The sequence below is a fragment of the Methylobacterium sp. 275MFSha3.1 genome (assembly GCF_900108435.1).
In the GTDB taxonomy this organism is placed as follows: Bacteria; Pseudomonadota; Alphaproteobacteria; order Rhizobiales; family Beijerinckiaceae; genus Methylobacterium.
Genome location: NZ_FNWP01000009.1, coordinates 58,661 through 81,764, shown reverse-complemented (window position 1 = coordinate 81,764; position 23,104 = coordinate 58,661). Strand labels below are relative to the sequence as shown.

Sequence of the window (23,104 nt, the reverse complement as noted above, 5' to 3'; positions counted from 1 at the left end):
CATCGCGCCGCGAGACGTACCCGACCGGAGACCGCATGACCGCCTATCAGACCCTCGAACAGCGCTTCGCCCGGCTCGCCGCCCTGGAGGGCGCGGCCGGGATCCTCGGATGGGACGCGCAGACGCTGATGCCGGACGGCGCCGCCGAGGCCCGCGGCGACCAGCTCGCGATCCTGCGCGGGCTCGCCCACGGGATGCTCACCGCCCCCGAGGCCGCCGAGGAGCTGGCGGCAGCCGAGCAGGGCGGCGACCTCGAGCCCTGGCCCGCCGCCAACCTGCGGGAGATGCGCCGCGCGCAAGGACACGCCACGGCGGTCCCCCGCGACCTCGTCGAGGCCAGCTCCCGCGCCGTGTCCCGCTCGGAGATGGTCTGGCGCGAGGCGCGGCGCGACGCCGACTTCGGCCGCCTCGAACCCCACCTCGCCGAGGTGCTGCGGCTCCAGCGGGAGATCGGCCAGGCGAAGGGCGCGGCCCTCGGCCTCGATCCCTACGACGCGCTGCTCGACAGCTACGATCCCGGCATGCGCCGGGCGACGATCGACCCGCTCTTCGCGGACCTGACCGACTGGCTGCCGGCCCTGATCGCCCGCGCCCGGGAGATCCAGGCGTCCCGGCCGGCGCCGCTCCCGCTCGCCGGGCCGTTCGACGTGGCGGTGCAGCGCGACCTCGGCCTGCAGCTGATGGCGGCGGTCGGCTTCGACTTCACCCGCGGCCGGCTCGACATCAGCCTGCACCCGTTCTGCGGCGGTGCCACCGACGACGTGCGGATCACGACGCGCTACGACGCGGCCGATTTCGGCCGGGCGCTGATGGGCGTTCTCCACGAGACCGGGCACGCCCTCTACGAGCAGGGCCGGCCGGCGGCGTGGCGCAACCAGCCGGTCGGCGCGGCGCGGGGCATGAGCCTGCACGAGAGCCAGTCGCTCATCGTCGAGATGCAGGCCTGCCGGAGCCGGGAGTTCTTCACCTTCCTGGCGCCGCTCCTGCAGGCGGCGTTCGGGCGGTCCGGGCCCGAATGGTCGCCGGAGAACCTGCACGCGCTCAACACCCGGGTCGCGCCCGGCTTCATCCGGGTGGATGCCGATGAGGCGACCTACCCGGCCCATATCCTCCTGCGCTACCGGCTGGAGACCGCGATGATCGCGGGCGACCTCGCGGTGCGCGACCTGCCGGGGGCGTTCAACGACGGCCTGCGCGACCTCCTCGGGCTCACGGTGCCCGACGACCGGGTCGGCTGCCTGCAGGACATCCACTGGCCGAGCGGCGCCTTCGGCTATTTCCCGACCTACACGCTCGGCGCCCTGGCGGCCGCGCAGCTGTTCCGGGCGGCCCGCGCGGCCGAGCCGGCGCTGCCGGGCTGCCTCGCGCAGGGCGATTTCGGCCCCCTGCGGGACTGGCTCCGCACGCATGTCCACGCGGTGGGGAGCCTGCTCGAGACCGACGACCTCCTCACCCGCGCCACCGGGACGAGGCTCGGCACGGCGGCGTTCCGGGCCCATCTGGAGGCGCGCTACCTTGGGGGCGCGGGCGCCTGAGACGCGGTGGCCGGGGAGGGGACGGAACGGCCCCCTCCGCCGGCGACGCCTAGAGCGTCACCACGTCGACGGCGTCGCCGAGCCGGTCGCGAGCGATGTCCGCGACGTGGCGGTGGTGCGTGAACAGGATCGGCTGGACCCGGGCGCCGATCGCCGCGAGCGCATCGAGGCCGTAGCCGGTCCGGGTCTCGTCGAAGGTCGAGAACAGGTCGTCGCCGATGAAGGGGGCCGGCTCGGCGCGGCCGGCGTAATCCTCCAGATAGGCCAGCCGCAGGGCGAGGTAGAGCTGGTCGCGGGTGCCCTCGCTCATGCCCTCGATCGCGACCGTGCCGCCGCCGGCGCGCTGCCCGGCGAGCTTCGGCGTGTCGGCCTCGTCGTAGATCTGCGCCAGACCGGAGAACGCGCCGCCGGTGAGAGCCTGGAACAGCGCGCCCGCCCGGGTGACGAGCGGGTCCTGCTGCCCCGCGCGGTGGCGGGCGACCGCCTGCCCGAGCATCAGCCCGGCGAGCCGCAAGACGGCCCAGGAGCGGGAAGCCGCCTGGAGATCCGCCTCCGCGGCCTTGCGCTCCGCGAGGGCCAGCTCGGCGCCGGTGCCGCCCTCGAGCTCCGCCCGCCGCCGCTCCGCCCGGTCGCGGTCCGCGAAGATGACCTGCCCGCGCTCGGCCTGCTCCTCGGCCTCGAGGACCAGACGCGCCAGCTCCGCCTCGATCGCCTCGGGCGACAACGTCTCCAGCCCGGCGCGCAGCTCCCCCTCGGGAAGTCCGTCGGCCGCACCCGCGAGGTTGCCGCGGAGCCGAAGACGCTCGGCGCGCAGCGCTTCCCGAGCGCTGAGGCGGCCGAACAGACGATCGATCTCCGGCGTCGGTGCCGCGGCGAGGTCCGGCATAACCTCGGCGACCTGCCGGACGAGCATCGCCCGCGCCGCGTCGCGCCCTTCGGCAGCGGCGCGATGGGCCGCCTCGGCCTCGTCGCGGCGACGGTCGAGCTCGGCGCGCCGCGCCTCGCGGGCCTGCGCGGCGACGAGGCGCCCGTGGAGCGACCGGATCGCGCCGGCGGGCGACGTCTCGGCGAGATCGGGGGCCAGGGCCTCGACCAGCGTGGCCGCCGTGTCGCGGAACGCCTCCATATCCCGGCGGATCCCGGCCGAGCGGCGCTGCAGGGCGGCTCGCTCCGCCAGCCGGTCCGGCACGCTCCGCCACGCCTCCAGCGCGCCCTCGGCCTCCTCGGGCCCGGCCGCACCGTCGAGGCCGAGGGGCAGGAGCGCCGCCGCCCAGTCGGCCTGCCACGCGGCGCGGCGGGCAGCGGTCTCGGCGAGGCTCGCCTCCAGCCGCTCGACGGACAGTCCGGCCGCGCGCAGCAGGCCACCGGCCTGCAGATTGGCCTCCCAGCGGCTCGCCAGGGCGGCGATGCGCGCTTCGAGACCGTCCAGCGCGGCGGCGATCTCGAGGTCCGGTGCGGCGTCGAGCCCGGCGCGGGTGCGCAGGTCGGCCAAGGGCCCCCGCGCGGTCTCGATCCGCGCCAGGAGGCGGTCGGCCTCGATCCGCTGCGCGGCGAGGCGCTGCTCGGCCTCGATCAGGCTCTCCACCTCGGCGAGCCAGGCCGCCATCTCGGCCGGCGGTCCGGGCACGAGGCCGGCGGGCCGCCAGGCCTCGCGCCACGCCGCCTCGCCCGCCGCGATCTCCGCCGCGAGACCGGCGAGGACGCCGTCGGCCTGCGCGGCCTCCGCCTCCTCGGCGGCGAGCCGCTCCAGGTCGGCCGCGTGGGCGGCGACCCGGGCCGCGTCGGAGGCCCGCTCGTCCGCGACGCGGTCGGCCTCGAGGAGCGCCCGCTCGAAGGCCGCGATCCCGGCGATGGCGGCCGGCCGGCCGGCCGCGAGAGCCTCGCGCAGCGGCGCGAGCGCCGCGTCCCGCGCTGCCCGCAGGGCTTCGAGGCGCTCCCGGGTGGCGACGGGCCGGCCGGCCTCGCGCTCCCGCAGGCGCGCGCGGGTGGCCGCGACCTGGCGCCGGGCCGCGTCGCACCGGTCGGCCGCCCGCTCGTGCTCGCGGGTCTTGGCCTCGAGGCGCTGACGGTAGCGCGCCACCGTGTCGGGGGCGGGCAGGGGCGTCCGGACAAGGGCGGCGAGGTCGGCGACCGGCGGCGACAGCCGCTCGGCCTGGTTGCGCAGGAGCGCCGCCTCCCGGCGGATCGCGCCCTCGAGGGTGTCGCGGGCGGCGATCCACTCGTGCAGCCGGGCCAGGGGTTTCAGCGCCTCGCGGAGCGGGGTCGGGTCCCGGGCCGCGTCCGCCGCCTCCATCTCGCGGGCGAGGCGTTCCCGCTCGGCGCGGGCGGCGGCGAGGTCGCGGGCGATCTGCTCCTCGGCGGCCGCCAGGGTCCGACCGTCGCGGATCAGCCGCTCGGTCCGCGCCCGCGCGGCGTCCGGGGGCTGGCGGGCCTCGAGCGCGGCGAGGTCGGGCACGCCGATCCGGGCGCGCAGCCGCTCCAGATCCAGCCCGACCTTGTGGGCGTCGCCCTCGATGCGGGGCAGGTCGGTGCCACCCTTCTCGAACTCCCGAGTACCGCTGAACGCCGCCAGGATCTCGTCCGCCCGATGGGTCAGCCCCGGCTCGACCGGCACCGATTCGGCCTCGCCGCGGGCCCGGTCGCGCGCGGTTTCGGCCCGCTCCGCCTCGGCGTCCGCGGCGCGGCACGCGTCCAGGGCCGCCCCGAGGCGGGCGATCCAGGCGGAATCCGCGTCGACGAGGTCGGTCTCGGCGGCGATGCGCCGCTCCAGCGCGTCGATCTCGGCGATGATCGGGCGGACGCGCTTGAACCGTTCCAGCCGGGCGCGCGCGACCGCCCCGGCCTTCTGCTCGGACCGGAGCGCCTCGAGCTGCGCGGCCGCCGCGGCGATCTCGTCGTTCAGGGCGCGCCAGTCGCCGGCGCGCAGGCCCCGCTCGCGGATCGCCCGCCGGGCCGTCTCGTGGCGCTCCAGCGCCTGGTAGAAGGTCCGGTGCTTGGCCTGGCGCGGGGCGAAGATGGCGTCGGCCTCCGCGTCGAGCGTCGTCTGCAGCTCCGTGAGGCCGCGCAGGCCCGAGCCCGCCGCGAACAGGCTCGCGCCGACCTCGCCCTCCACGTCGACCATCTCGCGGCCCCCGGCCCGGAGGCTCGCCGCGTCGAGTCCGAAGGCCCGGCAGAACACCGTCCGGGACAGGCCGCCGAGGAACGGGGCCAGCGCGTCGTCGGCGAGCGGCGCGTCGTCGGCGTCGATGAGGGTGCGGCTGTTGCCCTTCCGGCGGCGGAAGGACAGCCGGCGTCCGTCGGCGGCGGCGATCTCCGCGCCGAGGCGCAGCTGCGGCATGTCGTGCAGGAAGGCGTAGGGCGTCGTCTTCCCGAAGCCGAACAGCAGGTCGGTGACCGCCGCCAGCGCGGTGCTCTTGCCGGCCTCGTTGGCGCCCAGCACCACGTGCAGGCGCGCGTCGGGCCGGAACGCGACGGTGCGGTCCGTGAAGGCGCCGTAGCGCTCCAAGGCGAGGCGGATCAGGCGCATCGGGGGTCCATGGGCGCGCGCCTCAGCAGTGCCGGCCGCCGAGGCGTCCGAGGACGAGGGCCTCGGCCTCGGCGCAGAGCGCGTCGAACTCCGCGTCGAGGTCGGCCTCGGCGGCGGCCGTCCCCGGCATCCGGCCGCCGATCTCGGCCAGCGCCGCCTTCGCCCGGGCGCGGAACTCGGGGTCGCGGTCGAGGTCGGCGAGCAGGGCCGCGGGGTCGATGGCGGCGCCGGTCGGCTCCGCCGCGGCGCGCGGGCGGCGGGTCTCGATCTTCAGGCGCTCCAGCCAGATGTCCTCGTGCAGCCGGTGCGCGGCCGCCTGGATCTCGGCCGTCAGGGACTCGCGATCGGCCGCGAGGGCGTCGTGGGCCCGGGTCGTCCCGGCGAGGTGGACGCGGACCAGGAGCAGCCGGCGCGCCGCGATCCCGGCCAGGGGCCTCAGCGCCGCCTCGACGGCCTCGACGGCGCCGCGCGCGTCGGCCACCGCCGCGAGGTCGACCGTGATCTGCTCGAATCGCGCCCGGTCGAGGGGCAGGCGGCTGACGCCGGTCACCCGCCCGTCGGCGACGTCGACCACGACGGCGCCCTTCTCGCCGCACTCGCGCACGCTCCGGCCCTGGAGATTGCCGGGGAACACGATCCAGGGATCCCGGGACAGCTCCGCGTACTCGTGGATGTGGCCCAGCGCCCAGTACTCGTAGCCCCGGGCCGCGAGGTCGGCGACCGAGCAGGGGGCGTAGGTCTCGTGGGCGGCGTGGCCGGTGCAGGAGGTGTGCAGGACCCCGAGGTTGAACCAGCCCGGCACGGCGGCCGGGTAGGTGAGCGCGAGGTTCTCCTCCACGGCCCGGCCCTGGAAGCTGCGGCCGTGGACCGCGACGCGGAGCGCGTCGAGGCGCAGGGTGCCGGCGCGGGCGGTCGGGAAGACGTGGACGGAGGCCGGCAGCGTGATCGAGCGCGTGATGACGCTCTCGGCGTCGTGGTTGCCGCGCACGAGGATCGTCGGGATGCCGGCGCGGTCGAGGCGCGCGACCTGCCGGGCGAAGAACAGGCCGATCGTGGTGTCGGCCCAGTCGCCGTCGTAGACGTCACCCGCGACAACGACGAAGGCGACCGACCGCTCGATCGCCTGGGTCACCAGATCCTCGAAGGCCTGCCGGCTCGCCGCGGCGAGGCGCCGGGCCAGTTCCGCGTCGCGCGCGGCGAGGCCCGACAGCGGGCTGCCGAGATGCAGGTCGGCGGCATGGATGAAGCTGAACGCCGTCATGGCCTCCGGACGGGATCGGTGGGATGGCGGTGCGCGGCGATCCGCGGAGCGGCCGGCGTCGCCATGCCGGCTCTTAGGCCGCCGACCGGGTCCGCCTCAAGCGGCGCCCGGCGATGGGCTGTGGGGCGCCCAGGTCGGACCGCGCCCGGGCCCGGCGCGAAAGCGGTCGAACGTCCCGGCTCCGGGCGCGTTAGAGCGTGGCGGTGGCGGGAGCGCCGCGCGTTGAGGTACGAGACCGGCCCGATGAATCCTGCTGCACGCCCGGCCCGCTCCACCCCCGCACCGTCGCCCGTCACGCCGATCCGCCCCGCCGAGCGGCCGCACCAGCCCTTCAAGATCGTGAGCTGGAACCTGCTGCGGCGCACCGGCGCGGCGGTGGACGACGTCGCCGCCCTCGTGGCGCAGGAGAAGCCCGACCTGCTGCTGATGCAGGAGGCGACGCGCGCCATCGGCTTCCTGCTGGACCGGATCGGCGGCCACTACGCCTGGGCGCCCCTGCCGGGCCGGATCCACGGGCTCGCCATGTGGAGCCCGAAGCCCTGGGCGGCGCCGCCCCGGGTCATCGCGCTCCCCTCCGGCGCCCTCGTGCACCGGGTCTGCCAGATCCTCGATCTCGGCGAATTCGGCGTGGCCAACGTCCACCTGTCGCACGGACAGATGCTGAACCGGCGCCAGCTGCGGCGCATCGTCGGCGAGCTGCCGCCGCGAGCGGCTGTGCTCGGCGACTACAACATCGTCGGCCCGGCGCTGATCCCGGGCTTCCGCGACGTCGGACCGCGGCAATCGACCCACGCGATGGTCGAGGTGCTGCCGCTGCGGCTCGACCGCTGCCTCGCCCGCGGGCTCGTCTGCCACGCGCACGCGGTGCTGCCGCGGGGACGCTCCGATCACCGGCCGATTGTCGTCCATCTCGGCCCGGCGCCGGAGGCGCACGCCCCCGCCCGGTTCAAAGGTATGGCAGCAGCAGTCGCACGCCTGCGTCGCGCAGACGGATCGGCAGGCCGCGCGCGGCGAGATCCTCCCGGCTGAGCCGCGCCTCCATCTTGCCGCGCATGAACCGGTCGAGGTCGGCGGCGAGGTCGGCGTCGATGATCTCGACGTTCAGCTCGAAATTGAGCCGGAAGCTGCGCATGTCCCAGTTGGCGCTGCCGACGAAGCACCAGATGTCGTCGACCACCATCGCCTTGGAATGGTCGAAGGGCGGCTCGTCGAGCCAGACGTTCACGCCAGCCCGCAGCAGCGGGTCGAGATGCGCCCGGGTCGCCCAGTCGATGTAGGGATGGTCGCTGACCCGCGGGATGATCACGTCGACGGTGATGCCCCGGGTCGCGGCCTGGGCGAGCGCGCCGGTCACCAGCTCGTCGGGAAGGAAGTAGGGCGTCACGAAGCGCACCGACCGGCGCGCGCAGGCGAGCGCCTGGAGGATGACCTGCTCGATCTTCTCGACGTCCGCGTCCGGGCCGGAGGTCACCGCCCGGGCGACGCTCGGTCCGCAGGGCTCGAGGTCGACGAACCACGGGGGGCCGTCGAGGATCTCGCCGTCCACGAAGGCCCAGTCGGCCGCGAACGCGGCGGCGAGCTGCTCGACCACGGGGCCGGTCAGGCGGAAATGCGTGTCCCGGATCGGGTGCTCGGGCTTCAGGGCGACGCGGTTCGGGTGCGAGATGTTGAGACCGCCCGTGAAGGCGATCCGCCCGTCGACGATCAGCAGCTTCTTGTGCGAGCGCAGATTGAGGAACGGCATCCGCCAGGGGAGGGCGGAGTGCATGAACAGGGCGGCCGGCACCCCGGCGGCCGTCAGGCGGTGGTAGACCGGCGCGCGGAAATAGCCGCCGCCGATCCCGTCGATGATGACGCGGACCTGCACGCCCCGGGCCTTCGCCTCCACGAGGGCGTCGCAGAATTCGCGGCCGGTGGCGTCGTCCCGGAAGATGTAGCTCGACAGGCCGATGCTGGACCGCGCCTCGCGAATCGCCGCCAGCATCTGCGGATAGCCGGCGTCGCCGTTGCGGAACATCTGCACGGTGTTGCCCGCGAAGGCCGGCAGGCTCGTGATCCGCCGGATCGCCCGGTCGAGGGGCCAGAGCGCCTCCGGCACCACGGCGTCGTCGGTGTCGGGCAGCTGCGTCGCGTCGGACGGCTTGGTCCGCAGCCGCCGCGCGCGGCGCGAGACCCGGTTGATGCCGAAGGTCAGGTACAGGGCGGTGCCGAAGATCGGCGACAGCCACGCGAGCCCGATCCAGCCCACCGCCACGCTGACCCGGCGCTTGCGCAGCAGGGCGTGCAGGGTGACGCCGATCGCCAGCGCGAAGCCGATCAGGGCCTCGACATCCGACCGCATCAGGGCGGTCGACTGGACCCAGCGGGTGATCGCGTTTTCCAAGGTGAGGCTATCCGGGTTCGCGTCGGGAGGCGCCGGATCGACCTGAAGCGCATGCGGCGGGCGGATTAATCCGCCGGCTTGGCCGGATGCGCAATGGGCGCGGCGGCCGCGGCGGCCGCGGGCCGCTCGCAGCGATAGGGTCCGCTGCCGTCGAGGGCCCCGTACAGGACCCGGCCGCCGGAGGCGATGCAGCGCGCCTTGGCCTCGGCATAGGGCCGGTGGAAGCTCCAGATGGTGATCATCGGCCCGATCGTCGCGAGGCAGACGCCGCCGAAGATCACGGCGGCGGCCCAGGTGGCGCCGTTGCGGTTCGGCCGCGGGGGCCGCGGCGGCGGCATCGTGCCGTAGAAGGACAGCGTCAGACCGAGCAGGTCGAGGGTGCTCATCAGCCGTTCCGCGTGGCGGCGCCGAGCCCGGCAGGGTCGGACAGGCCCCTCATCCTAGGGCAGGGCGGCGCCATCACCTATGCGCGTCGCGCCGGAGGGCCTGCGTCGTATCGCGCCAGTGCGCGGACCGGGACGCCGGCTCACGGCTCCCAGCGGGGCGGCCGCTTGCCCAGGAAGGCGTCGATCCCCTCCTGCGCGTCGGCCATCATCATGTTCCGGGTCATGACCTCGGCGGTGTAGCCGTAGGCGTCCTCCAGGCCCATCTCGATCTGCCGGCCGAACGCCTCCTTGCCGATCGCCAGGACGCGCCGGGCCTTCCCGGCGATCCGGGCCGCCAGGGCGCCCACCGCCGCGTCGAGCTCCGCCTCCGGCACGACGCGGTTGACCAGCCCGATCCGCAGGGCCTCCGCGGCGTCGATCGGCTCACCGACCAGCAGCATCTCCAGGGCGGCCTTGCGCGATACGGCGCGCGACAGGGCGACCATCGGGGTCGAGCAGAACAGGCCGATCTGCACCCCCGGCGTGGCGAAGCGGGCGGTCTCGGCGCACACGGCGAGATCGCAGGTGGCGACGAGCTGGCAGCCGGCGGCGGTGGCGATCCCGTGCACCCGGGCGATCACCGGCTGCGGCAGGCGCGTGAGGCTCAGCATCAGCCGCGCGCAGGTGCGGAACACCGCCTCGGTCGCCTCGCGGGACGGATCGGCGCGCATCTCCTTGAGGTCGTGCCCGGCGCAGAAGGCGGGGCCGGCCCCCTGCAGGATCACCACCCGCACGGACGGATCCGCGCGGATCGCATCGAGCTGCTCCTGGAGCGCGCCCATCAGGGCCATCGACAGGGCGTTGCGGGCCTGCGGCCGGTTCAGCGTCAGCGTCGCGACCCCGTCGGCGTCGATGCGCAACAGCACCGGCGTCTCCGGGCTGGCGGCGTGGGCCGTGGCAAGGGCTGCGGTCATGGCGACGTCTCCCGGCGCCGGCCTCCCTGGCACGGGGCCGGTCGCGTCGTCGGACGGTAGCACGCAGGGTTCAGGTCCGCGACGGTGCCGCGGCGCGCGATCCGCGATGCGGCGGTTGTCAGGCGTGCTCGGCGAGGGCGAGGTCGAGGCTCGCGTAGTCGGCGCCCGGACCGTTCCACCACACCGCCGGATAGGCGGTGAGCCGGCCCATCACGCCGGCATAGGCGTCGGCGAGCGCGGTATCGACCACGACCAGCTCGGCGCCCGACTGCGCGAGGCTTTCCGCCAGCGCTTGGTCGCGGCCGGCGCAGTCGAGGCAGACGACGCGCAGCCCGAGACGGGTGAGGCCGAGGCGCATGGCCTCGACCTGCCCGAGATCCTGCACCAGGAGCGCCACGGCCTGCCCGGCCCACAGGCCCTCGCCCCAGGCCCAGCGCGAGACGCGGTGCGGACAGACCGCCGCGACCGGCACCGCCGGCGCGCCGCGCCGCTCCGCGCTGGCGGCTCCTTGCGCACCCGGCCGGGCGCGCCGGTCGGCGTCGCGAGCCGGGAGTGGGATGGAGGCCGCCGGGTGATGGACGCCGTACATGCGATGCGGACCGCCTGAATCTGGACACACTGCAGGTCCTGGCGTGACGCGAGCAGGTTAACACTCTCTCTCACCCGGGCGTTCCGTCGAAGAACGACCGTCTTTTCGTCGACGCGCGGGCCGGCGACTGGACCTATGGCGAACGGGCCGTGAACCGGGACGGGTGAATTGCCGACATCTCGGGTCGCATCTTCGGTCGCATTGGCGCGCGCGCGGGTCCGGCCTATGTCCCGCCCGCCAGAGGCGGCCCGCGAGAGGCCGCCCCCGATCGAGGAACCGCCGCGCATGCGCCCCACTACGACCCGGATCACACTCCTCGCCGCCGTCACGCTCGCGGCCCTGCCGGCGCAGGCGCAGATCCGGAACGCCCCGTCGCCGCGGGCCCTGGAATTCGCCGCCTACATCTTCGCGGCCTCGAACGTCTGCGGCTACCGGATCGGCAGCGACCAGTTCGAGGCCCTGCTGGCGAAGCAGAACGTGCAGATCGGCGACGTCCAGCCGCGCGGACCGTTCGGCAACCGGGTGCAGACCATGTTCACGCTGATGTCGAACCAGATGGCGCAGAACCGCGACCAGGCCTGCCTCGCGGTGGCCGGCGAGTACGGGCCCGAGGGCACGGTGGCCAAGAACGTGCTCCTGCCCGCCGGCCAGGACCCCGCCGCGCCGGCGAAGCCCGCCGAGCCCGCCAAGCCGCAATAGCCCATTCGCGGGATCGCCGCCGGCCTCAGCCGAGGCGCCAGTCGATCGGCGGGCGCCCGTGCGCGGCGAGCCACCGGTTGGCCCGGCCGAACGGGTCGGAGCCGGGAAAATCCCGGGCCCGGTTGAGCGGCGAGGGGTGTCCGCTCTCGAACACGCCGTGGCGGGTCGTGTCGATGAGCGCGGCCCTGGCCCGCGCCTGGGCGCCCCAGAGCAGGAACACGGCGGGCTCCGCGCGGGCCGAGACGGCGCTCACGGCCTGATCGGTCAGCGGGGCCCAGCCGTAGCGCAGGTGCGCCCCGGCCTTGCCGGCCTCGACGGTGAGCGCGCTGTTGAGCAGGAGCACGCCCTGCCGCGCCCAGGGCGTCAGGTCGCCGCCGGCGGCGCGGTCGGATCCCGCCTCCGCCAGGATCACCTTCAACGAGGCGGGCAGGGGACCGGAGCCCACGAACGAGAAGGCGAGGCCGTTGGCGTCGCCCGGTGTCGGGTAGGGGTCCTGCCCGAGGATCACGGCCCGCACGTCCGGCAGCGGGGTCTCGGCCAAGGCGCGGAAGATCCGGTCCGGTGCCGGCAGGACGCGGGCGCCCGCGGCGATTCGGGCATCGACCCGCGCCGCCACGGCGTCGGCCTCCCCGCCGGCGAAGAACGGCAGGCTCAGCCAGGGCGAACCGGAGGCGCGGAAGGCCGTGAGGGCGTCGGCGACGGGTGTGGCGGCCATGGTCTCTCGCGATCAGTTTCCACGCCGAGATAGGAGGCGGACGCGCACCGTCATCGGCGCGGCGGTTGCGGCCGGGAGCCGCCCGTGTTTAGGGACGGGGGTCGAGCGCGCGGCCTGTCGCGGTGCGGCATGTCGCGTCCGCCCTTCGCCGGGCGGCTTCGCACCCTACATGGAAGCGCACCCGACGGGGTTTAAGCGCCGGCCAAGCCGAGGCGTACCAGGGCGTACGCGCCGGCCGCCGGATATCGGAAGCCAGAGGAAGGATCTCGGCGCGCGGCGCCGGAACGCTGCCATGAACGAACGCGTCGAACCCGCCGCGCTGGCGAATGGCCGGCCCCTCGCACCGCTGCAGCCCGCGGCGAGCACCCTTCCGGCCGACCACCCGAAAGTGGCCTGGGGCCGCGTCGGCGTGCTCCTGATGAATCTCGGGACGCCCGAAGGCACGTCCTACTGGCCGATGCGCCGGTATCTCAAGGAGTTCCTGTCGGACCGCCGGGTGATCGAGGTGCCGCGGCTGATCTGGTGGCCGCTCCTCAACCTGATCATCCTGACGAAGCGCCCCGGGCCGAAGGGCCGCGACTACGCCAGCGTCTGGAACAACGCGCTCAACGAGGGGCCGCTGAAGACGATCACCCGCGGCCAGAGCGAGCGCCTCCAGGCGGCCATGGGCGAGTCCGTGGTGGTCGACTGGGCGATGCGCTACGGCAAGCCCGAGGTCGCCGGCCGGATCCAGGCGCTGCTCGACCAGGGCTGCGACCGGATCCTGCTGGTGCCGCTCTACCCGCAATACGCCGCCGCGACCTCGGCCACGGCCTGCGATCAGGCCTTCCGGGCGCTGATGGACATGCGCTGGCAGCCCACGGTGCGGGTCTCGCCGCCCTATCACGACGACCCCGTCTACATCGCCGCCATGGCCGATTCGATCCGCGAGGGCCTGGCCAAGCTCGACTTCGAGCCGGAGGTGATCCTCACCTCGTTCCACGGCGTGCCGCGGAGCTACCTGCTCAAAGGCGACCCGTACCATTGTCAGTGCCACAAGACCGGGCGCCTGATCCGCGAGGCGCTCGGCCTGTCTCCGGAGAAGATGCGGGTCACCTTCCAGTCGCGCTTCGGCAACGAGGAGTGGCTGAAGCCCTACACCGACGAGACGGTGATGGAACTCGCGAAGTCGGGCGTGAAGCGGATGGCGATCGTCGCCCCGGGCTTCACGGCGGACTGCCTAGAAACCCTCGAGGAGCTCGACGGTGAGAACCGGCACTATTTCGAGGAGAACGGCGGCGAGCGCTTCGCCTACATCCCCTGCCTGAACGACAGCGACCTCGGCATGCGGGTGATCGAGCACGTCGTGCGCCGCGAGCTCCAGGGCTGGATCTGAGATCCTGGCCGGGATGCCGCTTGCGGCGCGGCCCGGCCCGCCTATTATTTTCCTAAGCCGAACGGGCCCATCGGTTCGGCGCGGGAGGATCACATGGCGTTCTTCATCGGCATCGCGTGTCCGTGGCTGCTGATCGCGGTGCTCGACAGGATCGCCGAGGGGCGCCGCGGCGCCGAACTCTCGGCCCTCGGCATCACGCCCCAGCCGGCCCCGGCGCGATCCAGCTACCTCGTCCCGGATCGGCCGTACTGACGACACGGCGCGGCCCCGCAGGGCCGCGCCGGTCAGCCCCGGACCGTCACTTCTTCGGCTCGGGCGCGGCCTGAGCCGCCGGCGGCGCGTCGGCGCGGTCGATCTTGGCCTCCGAGCGGAGCTTCAGGATCATGTCCTGCTGCGCCTTGCGGATCAGGTGCTGGTCGATCTGCTCCTTGAGCTCGTCGAAGGTCGGCTGCGGCTTGGTCCGCTTCTCCTCGACCTTGATCAGGTGCCAGCCGAACTGGGTCTTGATCGGGTCGGAGACCTGGCCGGGCTTCATCGCGAAGGCGGCGTTGGCGAAGTCGGGCACCATCCGCTCCTTGGTGAACCAGCCGAGATCGCCGCCCTCGGCCTTCGAGCCCGGGTCCTTGGACGCCTCGGCGGCGACCTTGGCGAAGTCCTCGCCGCCCTTGATGCGCGCGGCGATCTTCTTCGCCTCGGCCTCGTTGTCGACCAGGATGTGGCGCGCGTGCACCTCCTCCTCGGGCTTCATCAGCTTGACGGTCTGATCGTAGATCGCGTGCTCCGCCTCGGGCGTGACCGCGCGCTTGGCCTCCTGCTCCAGGTAGTCGTCGAGCAGGAGCTTGTCGCGGAAGTAGGCGAGCTTGCGCTTGAATTCCGGCGTGTCGCCGACCTTGGCGGCCTCGGCGGCCTGCGCGCCGACGCGGAGGTCGACCATGTAGTCGACGAGCAGGCTCTTCTTCTGGGCCTCGTCGACGCCGGGCAGCGACAGGGCCGGGTCATCGGCCGCGATGGCGAGGTCGCCCTGCGTGATCGGCTTGCCGTTCACGCTCGCCACGACCGCGTCGGCGCTCGGCGCCGCGGCCGGCGCGGCGGGCGAGGCGGCGGCCGGCGTGTTGGCGGCCGGCGTCGGGGCCTTCTGGGGTGCCTGGGCCAGTGCCAGTCCCGGCATCGCGACCATGACGGCGAGCGCGCTGACGCGCCGGAGAAGGGCGGTGTTCGGCATACGGGCGAAGTCCTCGGCTCACGTCTCGGCGCCGCGCCGGATCGGCCGGGCGTCGCGCCGCGGCACAGGTGGCCCGCGTCGGGCGAGAAGGCAAGCGCGGCCATTTCACCGGTGCCGGAACCGTGACCGTACCGGCATGCGTTGAGGGCTGCCCCTTCCAGGTGCGCCGGGCGATGTTTACCTCTATAAGCCCGGCCAACTCCGTCCAGGCCGGCCCGCCACGCTCACCCGTGGGCGGGCTCGCGCGTCCGCAGGTCTATGATGCTCGGCTCCATCGCCAAGAAGATTTTCGGCTCCTCGAACGACCGCCGCGTCAAGGGCTACCGCCCGCGCGTCGCGCAGATCAACGCGCTGGAACCGGAGATCCAGGCCCTCTCGGACGAGGCCCTGCGCGCCCGCACCGACATGCTGAAGGCCGAACTCGCCAACGGCAAGAGCCTCGACGACATCCTCGTGCCGGCCTTCGCCACGGTGCGCGAGGCGGCCAAGCGCGTCTTCGGCCAGCGCCACTTCGACGTGCAGCTCATCGGCGGCATGGTGCTCCACGAGGGCGGCATCGCCGAGATGAAGACCGGCGAGGGCAAGACCCTGGTGGCGACGCTGCCGGTCTACCTCAACGCCCTGGAGGGCAAGGGCGTCCACGTCGTCACCGTGAACGACTACCTCGCCTCGCGCGACGCCGAGTGGATGGGTCAGGTCTACCGGTTCCTGGGCCTCTCCGTCGGCACGATCGTGCATGGGCTCGACGATGCGCAGCGCAAGGAGGCCTACGCCTGCGACATCACCTACGGCACCAATAACGAGTACGGCTTCGACTACCTGCGCGACAACATGAAGTACGAGCTGTCCCAGCTGGCACAGCGCGGGCACAACTTCGCGATCGTCGACGAGGTCGATTCGATCCTGATCGACGAGGCGCGCACGCCGCTGATCATCTCAGGGCCGGTGGATGACCGGTCGGAACTCTACGTGGCGGTCGACGCGCTGATGCCGCGCCTGCGCAAGGAGTTCTACGACCTCGACGAGAAGCAGCGCACGGTCTCGCTGACCGAGGAGGGCAACGAGTTTATCGAGGAGGCGATGCGCGAGGCCGGCCTCCTGAAGGAGGGCGACCTCTACGACGCCCACAACGTCACGCTGGTCCACCACGTGAACCAGGCCCTGCGCGCCCACACGCTGTTCACCCGCGACAAGGACTACATCGTCAAGAACGACGAAGTGGTGATCATCGACGAGTTCACGGGCCGCATGATGCAGGGCCGGCGCTACTCGGAAGGTCTGCACCAGGCGCTGGAGGCCAAGGAGCGGGTCACGATCCAGCCCGAGAACCAGACGCTCGCCTCGATCACCTTCCAGAACTACTTCCGCCTCTACAAGAAGCTCGCCGGCATGACCGGAACCGCCTCGACCGAGGCCGACGAGTTCGCCGAGATCTACAAACTCGACGTGGTCGACATCCCGACCAACAAGGAGGTCGAGCGCGTCGACGAGGACGACGAGGTCTACCGGACCGTCGGCGAGAAGTACGAGGGCATCATCGCCGAGATCGACAAGGCGCATGCGCGCCACCAGCCGATCCTGGTCGGCACCGGCTCGATCGAGAAGTCGGAGCACCTCGCCGAGATGCTCAAGAAGGCCGGCTACAGCCTGCTCGACTACTCCGACCCGAACGCGCTGACCGACGTCTACGCCGCCGCCCGCGAGGGCCGGGTGACCAAGCGCTTCGCCGTGCTCAACGCCCGCTTCCACGAGCAGGAGGCCTACATCGTGGCCGAGGCCGGCGTGCCGGGCGCGATCACCATCGCCACCAACATGGCCGGCCGCGGCACCGACATCAAACTCGGCGGCAACCTCGAGATGCGGATCGAGAAGGAGCTGGGCCACCTCGCCGACGGTCCGGAGCGCGACACCGCCATCGCGGCGATCAAGGCGGAGATCGCCGAGAACCGCACCAAGGTGCTGGCCTCGGGCGAGCAGGCCGATCCTGAGGCGGGCCGCAAGAAGGCGCTGCCCGGCGGCCTCTACATCATCGGCACCGAGCGTCACGAATCGCGGCGCATCGACAACCAGCTCCGCGGCCGCTCCGGACGCCAGGGCGATCCCGGCCGCTCGAAGTTCTACCTGTCGCTTCAGGACGACCTGATGCGCATCTTCGGCTCCGACCGCATGGACGGGATGCTGCAGAAGCTCGGCCTGGAGCAGGGCGAGGCGATCATCCACCCCTGGATCAACAAGGCCATCGAGAAGGCGCAGCAGAAGGTCGAGGCGCGCAACTTCGACATGCGCAAGAACGTGCTCAAGTACGACAACGTCATGAACGACCAGCGCAAGGTCGTGTTCGAGCAGCGCCGCGACTTCATGGGCCAGGACAGTGTCCGCGAGACCGTGGACGAGATGCGCGAGGGCGTGATCGACGACCTCGTCGCCCGCCACATCCCGGAGAACGCCTACGCCGAGCAGTGGGACGTCGCCGGCCTGCGCGAGCAGGTGAAGGAGATCCTAAACCTCGACGTGCCGGTCGAGGACTGGGCCAAGGAAGAGGGCATCGCCGACGAGGAGATGCGCGAGCGCCTGCTCAAGGCGGCCGAGACCGCCTACGCCGAGCGAACCGAGAAGAACGGCGCCGAGGTCACGGCCTATATCGAGAAGCAGGTCCTCCTGCAGACGCTCGACCATCTCTGGCGCGAGCACCTCGTGACGCTGGACCACCTCCGGCAGGTGATCGGCTGGCGCGGCTTCGCCCAGCGGGACCCGCTGAACGAGTACAAGTCCGAGGCCTTCGACCTGTTCAACGGTCTCGTGACCGCCCTGCGCGAGCAGGTGACCGCGCAGCTCTCGCGGGTCGAGATCATGATGCAGGAGCCGCAGGAGGAGTACCCGCCCGGCGGTCCGGCGCTGCCGCCGATGTTCGCCCAGCATCTCGACCCGGTCACCGGCGAGAACGAGATGGACTACGCCGGTCTCGGCTCGGGCAGCGACGGCGGCGGGGGACCGGCCTACGGCTTCGCGGCGCAGGGCCTCGCGGCGGACGGCGCCGTGCTGGAGCGCGACCCGACCGACGCCGCCACCTGGGGCCGCGTCGGCCGCAACGAGCCGTGCCCGTGCGGCTCGGGCAAGAAGTACAAGCACTGTCACGGCAGCCTCCAGGCCTGAGGCGGGGATGCCCGCGCGGGCGCTGTTCATCGCCGGGGCCGGGACCGAGATCGGCAAGACCTACGTTACCGCCGCCCTGACGCGCCGCCTGCGGGCGCAGGGCCGGGCGGTCCGGACGGTGAAGCCGCTCGCCAGCGGTGTCCCGCCGCTCAGCGATCCCGGCTTCGTCGAGAGCGACACCGCCCGGCTGCTGGACGCGCAGGGGCTCGCCCTGGACGAGGAGGCCGTGGAGGCCTGCTCGCCCTGGCGGTTCTCGGCACCGCTCTCGCCGGATCAGGCCGCCGTGCTGGAGGGGCGCTCCCTGGACCTCGCCGACCTCGTCGGCTGGTGCCAGGCTGAGATCGCCCGCACCCAGGACACGCTGCTGATCGAGGGTGTCGGCGGGCTCATGAGCCCGGTCACCGAGGCCGCCACCGGCCTGGACTGGCTCCGCGCGCTCGGCGTCCCGGCGCTCCTCGTCTCGGGGAGCTATCTCGGGGCGATCAGCCACGCGCTCACGGCCTGCGAGACCCTGCGGCTCCACGATGTGCCGCTGCGCGCGGTGGTGGTCAGCGAGAGCCTGGGCGCGCCGGCGCCCGCCGCGACCGTGGCCGCGGCCATCGCCCGTCATGCCGACGCGCCCGTATTCTGTCTGCGCCGTGGCGACGCCTGCCCGGAGGAGCTGACCGGCTCGATCTGAGCGCCGCGAGAGCGTCGCTGGACGGCGCGGCCGTGGCCCCTAGCTTTACCGCCACGGCGTCGCGCCCGGCGCCCGGATGGTCGAGGCCGGGTGGCGCCGTGGGGGAATCCTGCGGTGAGCCAGACCCTTGCCCCGGCGGCGAGTCCCCGATCCGAGACCGGCGCGGTCGACGCGGAAGCGGCGCGCGACAGGCTCCGGCCCGCCCTCGTGTTCGGCGCGCTGGGTGTCGTGTACGGCGATATCGGCACGAGCCCGCTCTACGCGTTCAAGGAGGCCGTGAAGGCCGCGACCAGCGGCGGCGCCTCGGTGCCGGCGGCGGCCACCGGCGCGGTGTCGCTGATCCTGTGGTCGCTGATCCTGATCGTGTCGCTGAAATACGCGGTGCTGATCCTGCGCGCCGACAACCGGGGTGAGGGCGGCATCGTCGCCATGCTGGCGCTGCTCGGCGCCCGTCAGGCCCGGCCCGGCACGTGGAAGGCGCTGCTCCTGGTGGTCGGGCTGGTGGGCGCGGCGCTGCTCTACGGCGACGGCGCGATCACGCCGGCGATCTCGGTGCTGTCGGCGATCGAGGGCCTGAAGGTCGACGCGCCGTCACTCGGGCCGTACGTCGTGCCGATCACGCTGGTGATCCTGGTCGGTCTGTTCCTGGTCCAGCACAAGGGCGTCGCCGCCATCGGCCGGGTGTTCGGACCGGTCATGCTCGTCTGGTTCGTCGTCCTCGGGCTCCTCGGGATCGCCGGGATCGTCGCCAAGCCCGAGATTTTGGTGGCGGCCAACCCGTTCCGGGCCGTCGATTTCATGCTCCATGCCGGCTGGCACGTCAGCTTCGCGATGCTCGGCGCGGCCTTCCTGGCGGTGACCGGCGGCGAGGCGATGTACGCCGATCTCGGCCATTTCGGCGCCCTGCCGATCCGCATCGCGTGGTTCGCGCTGGTCCTGCCGGCGCTGGTGCTCAACTATTTCGGCCAGGGCGCCCTGCTGATCGCCGCGCCCGACGCCCTGGAGAACCCGTTCTTCCGCCTCAGCCCCGACTGGGGCCATCTGCCCCTGGTCGCGCTCGCCACGATGGCGACCATCATCGCCTCGCAGGCGATCATCTCGGGCGTGTTCTCCCTGACCCAGCAATCGGTCCAGCTCGGCTTCCTGCCGGCCATGCGCATCGTCCAGACGGCGCACGAGGAGCGCGGCCAGATCTACGTGCCGGCGGTGAACTGGCTGCTCGCCGTGGCGACCCTGACGGCCGTGGTGGTCTTCGGCTCCTCCGACGCCCTGGCCGGCGCCTACGGCATCGCGGTCTCGATGCTGATGGGCATCACCACGCTGCTCGCCGCGCTGATCGCGCTCCGCTGGGGCTACAACCCGATCCTGGTCCTCGCGGTCAACGGCTTCTTCCTCGCCATCGACCTCGTGTTCTTCTCCGCCAACAGCGTGAAGCTGTTCGAGGGCGGCTGGTTTCCGCTGCTGCTCGCCGGGCTCGTCGCCGCGATGATGCTGACCTGGAAGAAGGGAAACGAGCTGGTCGAGGAGGCGAGGGCCGCCCTGCGCCTGCCGGAGGACGTCTTCCTCGGCGGTCTCCAGCACCGTGACCTGCTGCGGCTGCCGGGCACGGCCGCGTTCCTCTCGGCGGCCGAGCACGGCATCCCTCTGCATCTCTCGCGCTTCGTCGAGCGCAACCACGCCCTGATGGAGCGCATCCTGATCATCACGGCGCTCTACGAGGAGACACCCACCGTCCCGCGCGACCGGCGCGCCCACGTGACGATCCTGGCGCCGGATTTCTACCGGGTGATCCTCCGCTACGGCTTCATGGAGGAGGCCTCGATCCCCGAGGGACTGGCCTGCGCGGTGGAATCGCGCCACCTGCCGCCGCACGTCCTCGACGACATGACCGTCTTCGTCGGGCACGAGACGATCATCCCGCGACGGGACAAGCGGGGCATGGCGCCCTGGCGGGAGAACCTGTTCGCCTTCATGCAGCGCAACGCCGAGCGCACCGGCGCCTTCTTCGGCGTGCCGACCCGGCAGGTCGTCGAGGTCGGCACCGAGATCGAGATCTAGCCTCGGCCCGAGACATTCCCGCCGCCCGGCAAGTCACCGCGGCGGCGCGGTCCAGAACAGGCCGAGTCGTGCGTAGAGATCGGGGCACCCGCCCGGCCGCGATGTGCCTCGATCTGATCCCGGCGATTGACGCCGTGGCGCCCCTGGACGCTGCGCCGGTCCGGACCTGTTTCCAGCGCCGGCTCGCCGATGCACGGAAACTTGAGGCCGTTCCGCCGCTCCTCAGGGAACCGTAGCCTTCCGCCGTCGTTCCGCCCCGACGCAGGCGTCGCGCCCCCGGGGCGCGCGCCGGAATGGAGAGACAGCATGAACAGGGATCATCTCGAGGGCGGCGTTCGCCATCTGCGCGGCCGGATCAAGACGGCGGCGGGCGCAGTGCGCGGCCGGGCCGTCGACCAGCTCGACGGCGCCTACGATCAGGCCGCCGGCGCTGCCCAGTACGCCTACGGCGAGGCCCGGGATACGGTCCGCGACCTGCGCGACGGCGGCGAGCACCTCGTCGAGGAGGGGCGCGCCCGGTTCCGCGACGCCAGCGAGCGCGGGCACGCCCTGGCGGACGAGGCGCTCGAGCGCGGCCAGCACTACCGCGACCGCGCCGTGCGCCACGGGCGCACCCTCGCGGCGCGCGCGGACGAGAACCGCGGCACGACCCTCGCCCTGGTGGCCGCCGTCGCGTTCGGCCTCGGGTGGCTGGCGCGGCCGACCCGCTGAGCGGCGGACGGGACCTGATCCGGGGCGGGGCGGGCGTTCGCGCGGCCGCCCCGCCGATCAGAACGCATAAAGACATCTTTATGTCTTGATTGCTTCGTAGGCCGCGCGGTGGTAGGGGGTTGCCCCGACCCGCAACGCGAACACGGAGCCATCGACTCATGGCCAAGGATTACATCGTCAAGGATATCGGGCTGGCCGATTACGGCCGGAAGGAGATCTCGATCGCCGAGACGGAGATGCCGGGCCTGATGGCGGTCCGCGAGGAGTACGGCGCTGCGCAGCCCCTGAAGGGCGCCAAGATCGCCGGCTCGCTCCACATGACGATCCAGACCGCCGTGCTGATCGAGACCCTGAAGGCGCTCGGCGCCGACATCCGCTGGGTCTCCTGCAACATCTACTCGACCCAGGACCACGCCGCCGCCGCCATCGCGGCCGCCGGCATCCCGGTCTTCGCCGTGAAGGGCGAGACCCTGGAGGAGTACTGGGACTACACCTCGCGCCTGTTCGACTGGCACGACGGCGGCATGCCGAACATGATCCTCGACGACGGCGGCGACGCGACCATGTTCGTCCATCTCGGCCTGCGTGCCGAGAACGGCGACACCGCGTTCCTCGACAAGCCGGAGAGCGAGGAGGAGGAGGTCTTCTTCGCGCTCCTCAAGCGCAAGCTCGCCGAGAAGCCGAAGGGCTGGTTCGCCGGTCTCGCCGACAGCATCAAGGGCGTCTCCGAGGAGACCACCACGGGCGTCCACCGCCTCTACGTGCTGGCCAAGGAGGGCAAGCTGCTCTTCCCGGCGATCAACGTGAACGACTCGGTCACCAAGTCGAAGTTCGACAACCTGTACGGCTGCAAGGAGTCGCTGGTCGACGGCATCCGCCGCGGCACCGACGTGATGATGGCCGGCAAGGTCGCGATGGTCGCGGGCTTCGGCGACGTGGGCAAGGGTTCGGCCGCGTCCCTGCGCAACGCCGGCTGCCGCGTGCTCGTGTCGGAGATCGACCCGATCTGCGCGCTCCAGGCCGCGATGGAGGGCTACGAGGTCGTGACCATGGAGGATGCGGCCCCGCGCGCCGACATCTTCGTCACCGCCACCGGCAACAAGGACATCATCACCATCGACCACATGCGGGCGATGAAGGACCGGGCGATCGTCTGCAACATCGGCCACTTCGACAACGAGATTCAGGTCGCCGGCCTGAAGAACCTCAAGTGGTCGAACATCAAGCCGCAGGTGGACGAGATCACCTTCGCGGACGGCCACCGCATCATCCTCCTGTCGGAGGGTCGCCTGGTGAACCTCGGCAACGCCACCGGTCACCCGTCCTTCGTGATGTCGGCCTCGTTCACCAACCAGACGCTGGCCCAGATCGAGCTCTGGTCCAACCCGGGCAAGTACCAGAAGCAGGTCTACACCCTGCCGAAGACCCTCGACGAGAAGGTCGCCGCCCTGCATCTGGAGAAGATCGGCGTGAAGCTCTCGAAGCTCCGCCCCGATCAGGCCGCCTATATCGGCGTCTCCGAGAGCGGCCCGTTCAAGCCCGAGCACTACCGCTACTGAGCCCGCATCGCCGGTGGCGCGGACGGCCTCGTTTCCGGGGCCGGCACCGCGCCGCCGCGATCCGGCGGCGCGGCCCGGTGGAGAGATTTGGAGGCCCGGCGCGCTGCGCCGGGCCTTCTCGTTTGTCAAGCGCAGACGGCCGAATCGAACTGTGTCTTCTGTGTGTCGTTAACGGCTGATTATGCCGACTTTGCCCAAAGCCACGCTTCGTTCCCCTTCCGGGGCGATTCCGCCGCACCTAGAGTGCGGGCGAATCTTAGATCGATGGGGCTGCGGCGGTTCGGGAGAATCGCCGCGGGA

Annotated in this window: 18 protein-coding genes; 10 read left to right on the top strand and 8 right to left on the bottom strand. The window is 72.6% G+C overall.

Translation table 11 applies throughout. From position 1 onward, the window contains the following. Positions 1-35 precede the first annotated feature (35 nt). Positions 36-1,535 carry a carboxypeptidase M32 gene (locus BLW78_RS12445; RefSeq protein WP_091679914.1) on the top strand — a complete coding sequence of 500 codons (1,500 nt, stop codon included), beginning with the start codon at positions 36-38 and terminating at the stop codon, positions 1,533-1,535. 49 nt (positions 1,536-1,584) lie between these two features. On the opposite strand, the gene BLW78_RS12440 is transcribed toward BLW78_RS12445, so the two are convergent. Then, positions 1,585-5,061: an ATP-binding protein gene (locus BLW78_RS12440; RefSeq protein WP_091679912.1), complete on the bottom strand. Its 3,477-nt coding sequence runs from the start codon at positions 5,059-5,061 to the stop codon at positions 1,585-1,587. Positions 5,062-5,083: 22 nt separating this feature from the next. Beyond that, a complete protein-coding gene (locus BLW78_RS12435; protein ID WP_042673791.1) occupies positions 5,084-6,322 on the bottom strand; it encodes a metallophosphoesterase family protein in 1,239 nt (412 codons plus the stop codon). 243 nt (positions 6,323-6,565) lie between these two features. On the opposite strand from BLW78_RS12435, the gene BLW78_RS12430 reads away from it, so the two are divergent. Next, entirely contained in the window at positions 6,566-7,351 is a 786-nt protein-coding gene (locus BLW78_RS12430) for an endonuclease/exonuclease/phosphatase family protein (protein ID WP_170855145.1), read from the top strand. Here the strand turns inward: BLW78_RS12430 and BLW78_RS12425 are convergent. From BLW78_RS12425 to BLW78_RS12410, 4 genes are all read right to left on the bottom strand, one after another. Then, positions 7,269-8,705, bottom strand: a complete 1,437-nt coding sequence (locus tag BLW78_RS12425) for a phospholipase D-like domain-containing protein (RefSeq protein WP_020093380.1) — start codon at positions 8,703-8,705, stop codon at positions 7,269-7,271. The genes BLW78_RS12430 and BLW78_RS12425 overlap by 83 nt on opposite strands. Before the next feature lie 65 nt (positions 8,706-8,770). Further along, on the bottom strand, positions 8,771-9,091 hold the full coding sequence (locus BLW78_RS12420; protein ID WP_020093379.1) for a hypothetical protein: 321 nt from the start codon (positions 9,089-9,091) through the stop codon (positions 8,771-8,773). A 140-nt stretch (positions 9,092-9,231) separates the two neighbouring features. Continuing rightward, entirely contained in the window at positions 9,232-10,044 is an 813-nt protein-coding gene (locus BLW78_RS12415; RefSeq protein WP_091679910.1) for an enoyl-CoA hydratase, read from the bottom strand. Between the two features lie 118 nt (positions 10,045-10,162). Beyond that, a complete protein-coding gene (locus BLW78_RS12410) occupies positions 10,163-10,633 on the bottom strand; it encodes an AMP-dependent synthetase (RefSeq protein ID WP_091679907.1) in 471 nt (156 codons plus the stop codon). A 285-nt stretch (positions 10,634-10,918) separates the two neighbouring features. Between BLW78_RS12410 and BLW78_RS12405 the strand changes: the two genes are divergently transcribed. Next, a complete protein-coding gene (locus tag BLW78_RS12405; RefSeq protein WP_020093376.1) occupies positions 10,919-11,332 on the top strand; it encodes a hypothetical protein in 414 nt (137 codons plus the stop codon). A gap of 25 nt (positions 11,333-11,357) precedes the next feature. Here BLW78_RS12405 and BLW78_RS12400 read toward each other — a convergent pair whose 3' ends face one another. Continuing rightward, positions 11,358-12,047 (bottom strand): uracil-DNA glycosylase, encoded by a 690-nt coding sequence (locus tag BLW78_RS12400; protein WP_091679905.1) that lies wholly within the window; start codon positions 12,045-12,047, stop codon positions 11,358-11,360. 292 nt (positions 12,048-12,339) lie between these two features. Between BLW78_RS12400 and hemH the strand changes: the two genes are divergently transcribed. Together hemH and BLW78_RS31355 are read left to right on the top strand one after the other, a co-directional pair. Next, positions 12,340-13,422: a ferrochelatase gene (gene hemH / locus BLW78_RS12395; RefSeq protein WP_042673806.1), complete on the top strand. Its 1,083-nt coding sequence runs from the start codon at positions 12,340-12,342 to the stop codon at positions 13,420-13,422. 93 nt (positions 13,423-13,515) lie between these two features. Next, positions 13,516-13,674 (top strand): hypothetical protein, encoded by a 159-nt coding sequence (locus BLW78_RS31355; RefSeq protein ID WP_020093373.1) that lies wholly within the window; start codon positions 13,516-13,518, stop codon positions 13,672-13,674. A 46-nt stretch (positions 13,675-13,720) separates the two neighbouring features. On the opposite strand, the gene BLW78_RS12390 is transcribed toward BLW78_RS31355, so the two are convergent. Then, entirely contained in the window at positions 13,721-14,644 is a 924-nt protein-coding gene (locus tag BLW78_RS12390) for a peptidylprolyl isomerase (RefSeq protein ID WP_091679902.1), read from the bottom strand. A 261-nt stretch (positions 14,645-14,905) separates the two neighbouring features. On the opposite strand from BLW78_RS12390, the gene secA reads away from it, so the two are divergent. The 5 genes from secA (at position 14,906) to ahcY (ending at position 22,804) form a co-directional block, all read left to right on the top strand. Then, positions 14,906-17,797 carry a preprotein translocase subunit SecA gene (secA, locus tag BLW78_RS12385; protein ID WP_091680174.1) on the top strand — a complete coding sequence of 964 codons (2,892 nt, stop codon included), beginning with the start codon at positions 14,906-14,908 and terminating at the stop codon, positions 17,795-17,797. 7 nt (positions 17,798-17,804) lie between these two features. Further along, positions 17,805-18,476, top strand: coding sequence for a dethiobiotin synthase (gene bioD / locus BLW78_RS12380; RefSeq protein WP_091679900.1), 672 nt, complete (start codon positions 17,805-17,807; stop codon positions 18,474-18,476). A 114-nt stretch (positions 18,477-18,590) separates the two neighbouring features. Continuing rightward, positions 18,591-20,534: a potassium transporter Kup gene (locus tag BLW78_RS12375; RefSeq protein WP_091679897.1), complete on the top strand. Its 1,944-nt coding sequence runs from the start codon at positions 18,591-18,593 to the stop codon at positions 20,532-20,534. 306 nt (positions 20,535-20,840) lie between these two features. Continuing rightward, positions 20,841-21,245 carry a hypothetical protein gene (locus BLW78_RS12370; protein ID WP_056525297.1) on the top strand — a complete coding sequence of 135 codons (405 nt, stop codon included), beginning with the start codon at positions 20,841-20,843 and terminating at the stop codon, positions 21,243-21,245. Positions 21,246-21,403: 158 nt separating this feature from the next. Then, positions 21,404-22,804, top strand: a complete 1,401-nt coding sequence (ahcY, locus tag BLW78_RS12365) for an adenosylhomocysteinase (RefSeq protein ID WP_091679894.1) — start codon at positions 21,404-21,406, stop codon at positions 22,802-22,804. The last annotated feature ends 300 nt before the right edge of the window (positions 22,805-23,104 follow it).

Excerpts from the sequence above, each read along its gene's own strand:
- BLW78_RS12445 (WP_091679914.1), top strand. The coding sequence starts at position 36 with ATGACCGCCTATCAGACCCTCGAACAGCGCTTCGCCCGGCTCGCCGCC.
- BLW78_RS12440 (WP_091679912.1), bottom strand. The coding sequence starts at position 5,061 with ATGCGCCTGATCCGCCTCGCCTTGGAGCGCTACGGCGCCTTCACGGAC.
- BLW78_RS12435 (WP_042673791.1), bottom strand. The coding sequence starts at position 6,322 with ATGACGGCGTTCAGCTTCATCCATGCCGCCGACCTGCATCTCGGCAGC.
- BLW78_RS12430 (WP_170855145.1), top strand. The coding sequence starts at position 6,566 with ATGAATCCTGCTGCACGCCCGGCCCGCTCCACCCCCGCACCGTCGCCC.
- BLW78_RS12420 (WP_020093379.1), bottom strand. The coding sequence starts at position 9,091 with ATGAGCACCCTCGACCTGCTCGGTCTGACGCTGTCCTTCTACGGCACG.
- BLW78_RS12415 (WP_091679910.1), bottom strand. The coding sequence starts at position 10,044 with ATGACCGCAGCCCTTGCCACGGCCCACGCCGCCAGCCCGGAGACGCCG.
- BLW78_RS12410 (WP_091679907.1), bottom strand. The coding sequence starts at position 10,633 with ATGTACGGCGTCCATCACCCGGCGGCCTCCATCCCACTCCCGGCTCGC.
- BLW78_RS12405 (WP_020093376.1), top strand. The coding sequence starts at position 10,919 with ATGCGCCCCACTACGACCCGGATCACACTCCTCGCCGCCGTCACGCTC.
- BLW78_RS12400 (WP_091679905.1), bottom strand. The coding sequence starts at position 12,047 with ATGGCCGCCACACCCGTCGCCGACGCCCTCACGGCCTTCCGCGCCTCC.
- hemH (WP_042673806.1), top strand. The coding sequence starts at position 12,340 with ATGAACGAACGCGTCGAACCCGCCGCGCTGGCGAATGGCCGGCCCCTC.
- BLW78_RS31355 (WP_020093373.1), top strand. The coding sequence starts at position 13,516 with ATGGCGTTCTTCATCGGCATCGCGTGTCCGTGGCTGCTGATCGCGGTG.
- BLW78_RS12390 (WP_091679902.1), bottom strand. The coding sequence starts at position 14,644 with ATGCCGAACACCGCCCTTCTCCGGCGCGTCAGCGCGCTCGCCGTCATG.
- secA (WP_091680174.1), top strand. The coding sequence starts at position 14,906 with ATGCTCGGCTCCATCGCCAAGAAGATTTTCGGCTCCTCGAACGACCGC.
- bioD (WP_091679900.1), top strand. The coding sequence starts at position 17,805 with ATGCCCGCGCGGGCGCTGTTCATCGCCGGGGCCGGGACCGAGATCGGC.
- BLW78_RS12370 (WP_056525297.1), top strand. The coding sequence starts at position 20,841 with ATGAACAGGGATCATCTCGAGGGCGGCGTTCGCCATCTGCGCGGCCGG.
- ahcY (WP_091679894.1), top strand. The coding sequence starts at position 21,404 with ATGGCCAAGGATTACATCGTCAAGGATATCGGGCTGGCCGATTACGGC.